The organism is Streptomyces sp. NPDC051636, assembly GCF_044453765.1.
In the GTDB taxonomy this organism is placed as follows: domain Bacteria; phylum Actinomycetota; class Actinomycetes; order Streptomycetales; family Streptomycetaceae; genus Streptomyces.
Genome location: NZ_JBITDA010000043.1, coordinates 43,874 through 50,570 on the forward strand (window position 1 = coordinate 43,874; position 6,697 = coordinate 50,570).

At 68.4% G+C, this 6,697-nt stretch carries 7 protein-coding genes; 2 read left to right on the top strand and 5 right to left on the bottom strand.

Features of this window, described 5'->3' with window-relative positions:
• Positions 1 to 112: 112 nt before the first annotated feature.
• From istB to ACIBBH_RS39525, 3 genes are all read right to left on the bottom strand, one after another.
• The gene (gene istB / locus ACIBBH_RS39515) at positions 113 to 886 is read right to left on the bottom strand and encodes an IS21-like element helper ATPase IstB (RefSeq protein ID WP_399413355.1); all 774 of its coding nucleotides are present in this window, start codon (positions 884 to 886) and stop codon (positions 113 to 115) included.
• On the bottom strand, positions 883 to 1,401 hold the full coding sequence (locus tag ACIBBH_RS39520; RefSeq protein ID WP_399413357.1) for a hypothetical protein: 519 nt from the start codon (positions 1,399 to 1,401) through the stop codon (positions 883 to 885). Before ACIBBH_RS39520 ends, istB begins: the two co-directional genes overlap by 4 nt.
• A gap of 191 nt (positions 1,402 to 1,592) precedes the next feature.
• Entirely contained in the window at positions 1,593 to 2,063 is a 471-nt protein-coding gene (locus ACIBBH_RS39525) for a hypothetical protein (protein ID WP_399413359.1), read from the bottom strand.
• Between the two features lie 476 nt (positions 2,064 to 2,539).
• Here ACIBBH_RS39525 and ACIBBH_RS39530 point away from each other — a divergent pair, with 476 nt between their 5' ends.
• Together ACIBBH_RS39530 and ACIBBH_RS39535 are read left to right on the top strand one after the other, a co-directional pair.
• Positions 2,540 to 4,621 (top strand): hypothetical protein, encoded by a 2,082-nt coding sequence (locus ACIBBH_RS39530; RefSeq protein WP_399413361.1) that lies wholly within the window; start codon positions 2,540 to 2,542, stop codon positions 4,619 to 4,621.
• Between the two features lie 23 nt (positions 4,622 to 4,644).
• Complete coding sequence (locus ACIBBH_RS39535; protein WP_399413363.1) at positions 4,645 to 5,358, top strand: hypothetical protein; 714 nt, start codon at positions 4,645 to 4,647, stop codon at positions 5,356 to 5,358.
• Positions 5,359 to 5,743: 385 nt separating this feature from the next.
• On the opposite strand, the gene ACIBBH_RS39540 is transcribed toward ACIBBH_RS39535, so the two are convergent.
• Both ACIBBH_RS39540 and ACIBBH_RS39545 read right to left on the bottom strand, forming a co-directional pair.
• Positions 5,744 to 6,010, bottom strand: a complete 267-nt coding sequence (locus tag ACIBBH_RS39540) for a hypothetical protein (protein WP_399413365.1) — start codon at positions 6,008 to 6,010, stop codon at positions 5,744 to 5,746.
• A 397-nt stretch (positions 6,011 to 6,407) separates the two neighbouring features.
• Positions 6,408 to 6,584: a hypothetical protein gene (locus ACIBBH_RS39545; RefSeq protein ID WP_399413367.1), complete on the bottom strand. Its 177-nt coding sequence runs from the start codon at positions 6,582 to 6,584 to the stop codon at positions 6,408 to 6,410.
• Positions 6,585 to 6,697 lie beyond the last annotated feature (113 nt).

Here is a 6,697-nt window from a genome sequence, read left to right on the forward strand (position 1 = left end):
TATCCGGCGGCCAGGTGGCGACGCAGCGCGGCGTAGGCGCTGTGGGTGTGAACGCTCGCGTAATTCCCCGGGCTGAGTTCACGTAATTCCCCAGCCCCGGAGGTCGCGACGGTTACTTGATCTTGGGGTTGTCTGGCTTGTCGGTGCGGTTCTTTGGGCGCTTGTTCGACCGGTAGCTGGGGCCGTTCATGATGACCTGGTGGCTGGTGTTGATCAGCCGGTCGAGGAGGGACTGGGCGACGACGGGGTTGGGGAACAGGGGATACCAGTCGCTGGGTGCCCGGTTGCTGGTGATGATCAAGGACCGGCCCTGCCGCTCGGAGACGAGCTCGTAGAGGTCGTCGGCCTGGGTCGCGTTGAGCTGGCGCATTGCGAAGTCGTCGAGGATGAGGACGTCGGGCCGTACCAGTTCACGGATCCGTTTCTCCCAGGTGCGGTGCGCGTGGCCGCCCGCGAGGTCCGCCAGGATGCGGCTGGTCTTGGCGAAGCGGACGTGGGCGCCCTGGCGGACGGCGAGGTGGCCCAGCGCCTGGGCGATATGCGTTTTCCCGACGCCGACTGGGCCAAAGAGGATGACGGACTCGCCGGCGTGCAGCCAGCGCAGTGCTCCCAGGTCGCGGATCTGGGCCGCGGGAAGTTTCGAGGACGCGGTGAAGTCGAACTCCTCCAGAGTGACCTGCTGCTCGAACTTCGCCCGCTGCAAACGGCGTTGGAAGGCGACGGTCTCGCGGCGGGTGATCTCGTCCTGGCAGAGGACCTGGAGGAAGTCGAGGTGCCGGAGCTCGCCGCCGTGGGCCTGGGCCAGGCGAGCGTCCAGGGTCTCCAGCATGCCCGAGATGCGGAGGGCTTTGAGTGACTCGCGCAGGGCACTGTCCATCACGGTCATCGGGCTTCCACCTCGGCTTCGTCGTGCACCTGGTCGTCGTGGGCGTCATCCGCCGTGTCGGGGGTCGAGGCGGTCGGGGCAAAAAGCTGGGCCGGTCCGTGGAGGAAGGCCGCGGCCCCGGCATCTCCGCTGGTCTCGGGCTCGGGATCGGTCTCGGTGCCAGCGATGAGGATGCCTTTGACGGTGCGGTAGGACGGGTCGCCCGCCGCGATGGCCCTGGCGCAGGCGGCTTCCAGCCGTGTCTCGCCGTACTTCTTGCGCAGACCGAGAACCCCCTGGGCGGCGCGGAGCTGGTAGAGGGCGTTGACTTCGAGGAGCTGGTCGATGACCTCGCGGCAGGCGTCTCCGATCTCGGATGCCTGGCTGCGGCACCAGACCGGGGTGCGCATCTGGAAGGCCTCCGCCGGCGCCAGGTACTTCCTGACTGTCTTGCGGTCCACCCCCAGCGACGCGGCCAGTGCGCTCTTCGAGCGGCCCGCGTACCAGTGGATGTAAATCTCGGTGATGTCGACCACGACGAACGTTCTCCTCGCCATCCGGGCTGCCAATCGGCCTTCCGAACCACGGGACGAGGAACACGGGCAGCTCCGCGACGACCAGGTCCCTCGATCCCGCCCTCCGCGCTACCCATGGCCAAACAGGAGGAGTCGGGATGAGGAATTACATGACACTCAAACCGCCCAACACGGGGAATCCTCTGTCTGCCTCACCGGGGTGTGACCGAATCCCCGGTTGCCCGCCGCTGGCCTGGCCACATGTCGTCATACGCGGCGTCCATGAACTGGGCCTGCGGTCCGCGCAGCGCAGAGGGGTCGGCTGTCTCGCCCCGAACCGCCTGCACAAGGCTGAACGCATAACGATAGGCAGAGCCTCGCAGGGGCTCGCTTCTGGCCGCCAGGTCGATCTCCGCCTGTGCGAGCCACAGGTCATCGACGAGTCGGTCGAGCACCGCGTCGTCTGCAGTGCCGCCACTGACCGAGCGCGTGAGCGCCGCCTTCTCCACCTGCGACGCAATGCCGAGGAACTTCAGGACAGCGTTCTTCAGCTCCGCGCGGTGCGCGGCTGATTCCTGCACTTCGAGCTGCCGGGTACTCGCTCGCGACACGAGGTACTGGCCAAAGATCGACCCGCCAGCGCCGAGTGCGACACCGGCCAGAGACAACAGTGCCGGCCCCAAGGTTCCCCAAGATCCCATAGCGCGAGTCTCTCAACTCCCCGCGACCGCCGTCCCCATGAGGACGCGTGAACGTCAGGGTGAGGAATTCCGTGACGCTCAACCTGTCTCAACTGGGGAATTCCGTGACCGTCGACACTGTGGGTCTTGCCCGACCAGTGCGGTCCCATCAGAAGCAGGCGGGCACTGCTGCCGGTCAGGACGGTGGAACACCACTGCTCGATGGCTGGGTGATCACACAGGTTCGCCTGCAGAAGCTGGATTTCTGGGTGCGCTACCCACCGCGGTCCCCCAGGTCCCGCGGGCCGGCGACATTCTGCAGAGTGTCGCCGCCAAGCTGGGACTGACCGCGGAACAGGTGGAGCGGTCGCTCGCGGAGGCTAACATCACCCTGAAGAGTCCGGCAGCGGCCGACCGTCGACTGCGGATGCTGCGCCTTCGGGTCCAAGGGTGTGAAGCACTCGGGCGAGCCCTTCAGCGTGGAGCGGGACTTCTCGGCCGGCGTGTGGGCGATCGTCCACCCCGACAACAGCGCCGGGAAGACGAGCCTGCTGGAATTCCTGGTCTGGCCGCTTCGTGGAGAACCGCGCGATCTGCCTTTGGACGTCCGCTCCTGGGTGCGGCGTCTGAGCATGGACGTCGCGGTGGCCGGGCGCCCCATCCGGATTGTCCTGGATGTCGATCCCGGCGCTCATCCCGCGCTGACCGGGCGGATCCTCACCGCGGACACCTTGGAGCAACTGCTGGCCACGGAGGACGGCGGGGACGGCCTGCGTCTGCTGGAGCAGGCTTCCGGAACCGACGAGGTGGACCGCAGCATCGGCGCCTTCTTCCTCGACGGGCTGCGGATGGGGCACACCAGCCTGAGGCAGGCCAGCGGCGGCGCCGACGGCGAAGGCGCACCCCAGGTCCGCGGGTGGGCCTCGTACTTCGGAGCGTGTTACCTCAACCCGGGGGGCGACGAGATCCTTCTCGGGGATGTCAACGCCGTGGGCCTGTCCGCCCGGCTCATGGAGGCCTTCGTCGACATCCCCTACAGCACCGTGCTCACCCAGCTGTCGGTCGCCGACAAGCGCGAGCGCAAGACCCTCGCGCAAGGAAAGCGCCGTGCGCAAGGAGACGCCGACGCCCGCAAAGCCGAGCGAACCGCGTGGCAGGAGCAACTGGAGCAGCTTTCCCAGCACATCGCCGAACTTCGGGACGCGGCGAGCCGGGATGTGTCTCCCTTGCTCCAAGCCGCCGACCAGGCCGCAGCAAGGCTTCGGGACACGCAGAGTGTGCTCCACGAGGCCGAACAGAGCCTGACCGACATGAACGCGGCGCGGGTGCGCGCCGACCAGGCGCTGCTGGACGCCCGTGAGACCTGGCAGGCGCGGCGGGTGCTGGGCCGACTCGATCCGGTGTGCTGTCCGCGATGCGCGGAGCCTCTCGATCGTGACCGCCGCCAGCAGGAGCGCGAGGACGCCTCCTGTGCCGTGTGCACCCGGCCGCTGCCCGAGGTCGACGAAGAAACCGCCGAAGTGCTGCTGCAGGACTTGGAGCAGCAGCTCGAGAGCGCGCGGGAGGCGGAGGACTCGGCGAGTCGGCAGCGCGATGCCGCGGCGGCCGCGGTGAACGCCGCGCTCGCCGAGAAGCAGGCGGCCGCGGCCGCGCTGCAGGAGGCGCTGGCGACGTCGCAGAACCATGAGCGGCTTCGCCAGCTGGAGCTTCAGGCGGCTGGCTTGGAAGGACGCCTCGCCGCCACGGCTCCGGGCCGGAAGAGCCGCCCGTTCCCGTGGTCCGCCCAGGTCCGGGCGGACCACGGTGTTCGTCACCCATCGGCTGGCCAACGTACGGCTGGCCGACCGGATCGTCGTCCTGGAGCGCGGGCGGATCGTCGAGGAAGGGGACTTCGACTCCTTGGTCGCGGCCCGGTTGAGGTGGCGGGTGTGGAGCATTGGCGTCGCGGCGACGTCCTTACCTGGCTCGCCGCCCGCCCCGGCCCCGGCTCCTCCCCCGGCCGCCCCGTCGGCCGCCGCGACTCCGCTCCCCGCGGCAGCATCACCTCGCGAGCGGCCCAGCTGCTCGAGCGGGAGCCGGCCATCACGGCCGCCGCAGCGCGCCCGAACTCGGCGTCACCGCCGATACCGCGCAGCGGGCACTCGCCCATGCCCGCACCGACGGCGTGCACCGGCTACTGCAGGAGGAGCGGGGCCTTACGGCCGAGGAGGTCAGCGACCGGCTGGGCTACCCCCTCTGGGCAGCCAGACGCGCCCTCGAGGCCGCCAGACTCTCGTAGTCCCCAGAGCGGCGGCCGGCCCCAACAACACCCAGTGCCTTGGGAAGGAGAGTTAGCGGCCCTCCAGGCCAGCCGCCGCCCGGACGTCTGGCCGCCAAAGGCGATCATCACACCCAGACCAGACGCCGTCTCTACGGTACTCGCCGTCTACGAGCGGTTTCCTGCCCGCACGCCCTGCACCAGCCGAGGGGTTGGCAGTCATCGGCTTCTGCGCATCCGCACGGTGACACCTCAGCGTGCTTGCCGGACAGCAGAGAGCCCCACAGGCCCCACAGCTTGGTGATCAACAGTGGATAGGCTGTGTGCATGTCACGTGCATGCGTCACCCTGGTAACTGCCCTTGTCGGGATTGCCGCGCTCACCGCCTGCTCCGCCAGCAGCGACAAGCCGGCTCCCGGCTCTGGCACCACGCAGAATGACGACAAGCCGCCCTCTGCTCCTGTCCCGAAGCCGATCAGGAAGGATCTCACCCAGGCCCAGATCACGCAGGCCCTGCTCGGCGACGGCGAGACCCTTCCCGGCTGGTCCCTTCACGGCGACAAGTCGGTGACGGAAGGGCAGTACTGCAACGGCACGCAGGACGCCGACTCCGCGCCGGCGGGCTGGGTTCGCGGCGGGGATTCCTCGTACGAGTACAACGGCTCCACGAACAACATGGCGTTCATAGATATCTGCCTCTTCAAATCGGCCGACGACGCCCACCGCCAGTACACGACGTGGAAGGGCACCGAGACAAGCAAGCAGCAGAACCCCAAAAGGCCGGTGGGCGACGAAAACACACTGGTCATCAACCCCGGTCTCAGCGACGACTCCGTCGACGGGTACGTTCGCTCGGGCAAGGTCAACATCCGGGTACGGATCGAAGGCGGCACCGCAGGCGACCCGTCAGGCGCACAGGCCATGCTCGCCGCGACGCTCAAGCGCCTTCAGCAACTGCAGGACGGCAAATCCGCCACCGTGACCACCCCTGAGAACAGGCCGCGGCCCGGCAGTAAGCGATCTGCGCGGCCTTGGGCATGACGACAGACGAACACCCGATCGCAGCAGTGCAGGAAACAGCCGGGGCAGTGGACGCGATGACTCCCAGGCGGCCGCCTCACCCAGTCCGAGGACGCCGTCCGGACAGGCGCAGCCGAGGCCAGCAACAACACTGGCCCCGGTGTCCGACCTTCATCGGTTGCGTAGAAGCATGCCGCCCTCAGGCCAACGAGGAGCAGCAGGCGGTGGGTCTCTCGCCGTCACCTGACCTGGGCGGCGAGCAACTGGGCCCGGGGGTAGGCGGCCCCGCCGTCCACGGCGGTAGCTCGGAGCAGTTCGAACAGGCCACGCGGCGCAGCGGGTGAGCGGGATGTACGTCATGGGCGCGCACCGTAGGAAGCCGCGGGCTCTTATGTCGCGGCCGCCCTCACGCGATCCGCGCGGTTCGCGCCCGGGTTGGCTCGTACGCCTCCCAGCCCCGCAGGTCGAGCTCGTCGGCGGTCCGGGCGGCAAGCCGTGCCATCACCCACAGCCGGGTATCAGGCAGGCGATGGCGGGGTATTCCGACCGCTTCCACGATCGTTCCTGTGTCTGCCTTGGCGAGGATCTGGCCGTCGTACCAGTGATCAAGAGAGACGAGGGTCGTGAACTTTCCGGCGCGTACCACTGTGGCGCGGGTCGGAACGTGGCGCATGCCGCCCCCTTTGCGTGCTTCCTACTGCGTGGGGGGGTGGATGGATCATGCACCTGATCCGGCCACGGCGGTAGAGGCGGGGCGAAAAGATACCGAACGTTCGGGATGGGCGCGCCGCCCGCCCGCGAGGTGCGCCGGTTCCCTCTGGGGCGCACGCATGGTCCGACGGCACGGTCCGCTACCAGGTCGAGGTCGACCTGCTCGGGGACACGACGATCAGGATCGTCACGTACCAGTGGCCACAGACCGGGTTGCAGGTGGCCCACGAAAGTCACTCGAAGCCGTCCCGGGCCGTCGACGAGGCCGGCCAGGGGGGAGATGCCCAGGCTTTGCGCGTCGAGCGCCGACAGCGCGCACCGAAACGCGGACCTACAACCATGTCTGTGGGAACGAGCGATCAGCCCACAGCCGCGAGGATGTCCGCCATCGAGTCGTAGCTCGCCCGTACCCCCTCATAGTTGCCGAGTCGATGCCGCTCGAGGCGGACTGCGCCGAGATGCCGGGCCTCGTAGACCTGCCGGCGCCACAGAGCATTCTCGGACTGGTCCAGGCGACCGTACACCTCCCAGAACACAGTCCGCTCATCGGCTTTAGCCCAAGACCGGGAAGTTAGGGCGGTTCGGTCGTGGTCCGGTGGCTGGTCAGGGTGATGGTGGTGATCACGGCTGCCTTGTGCCCGACGCTGCC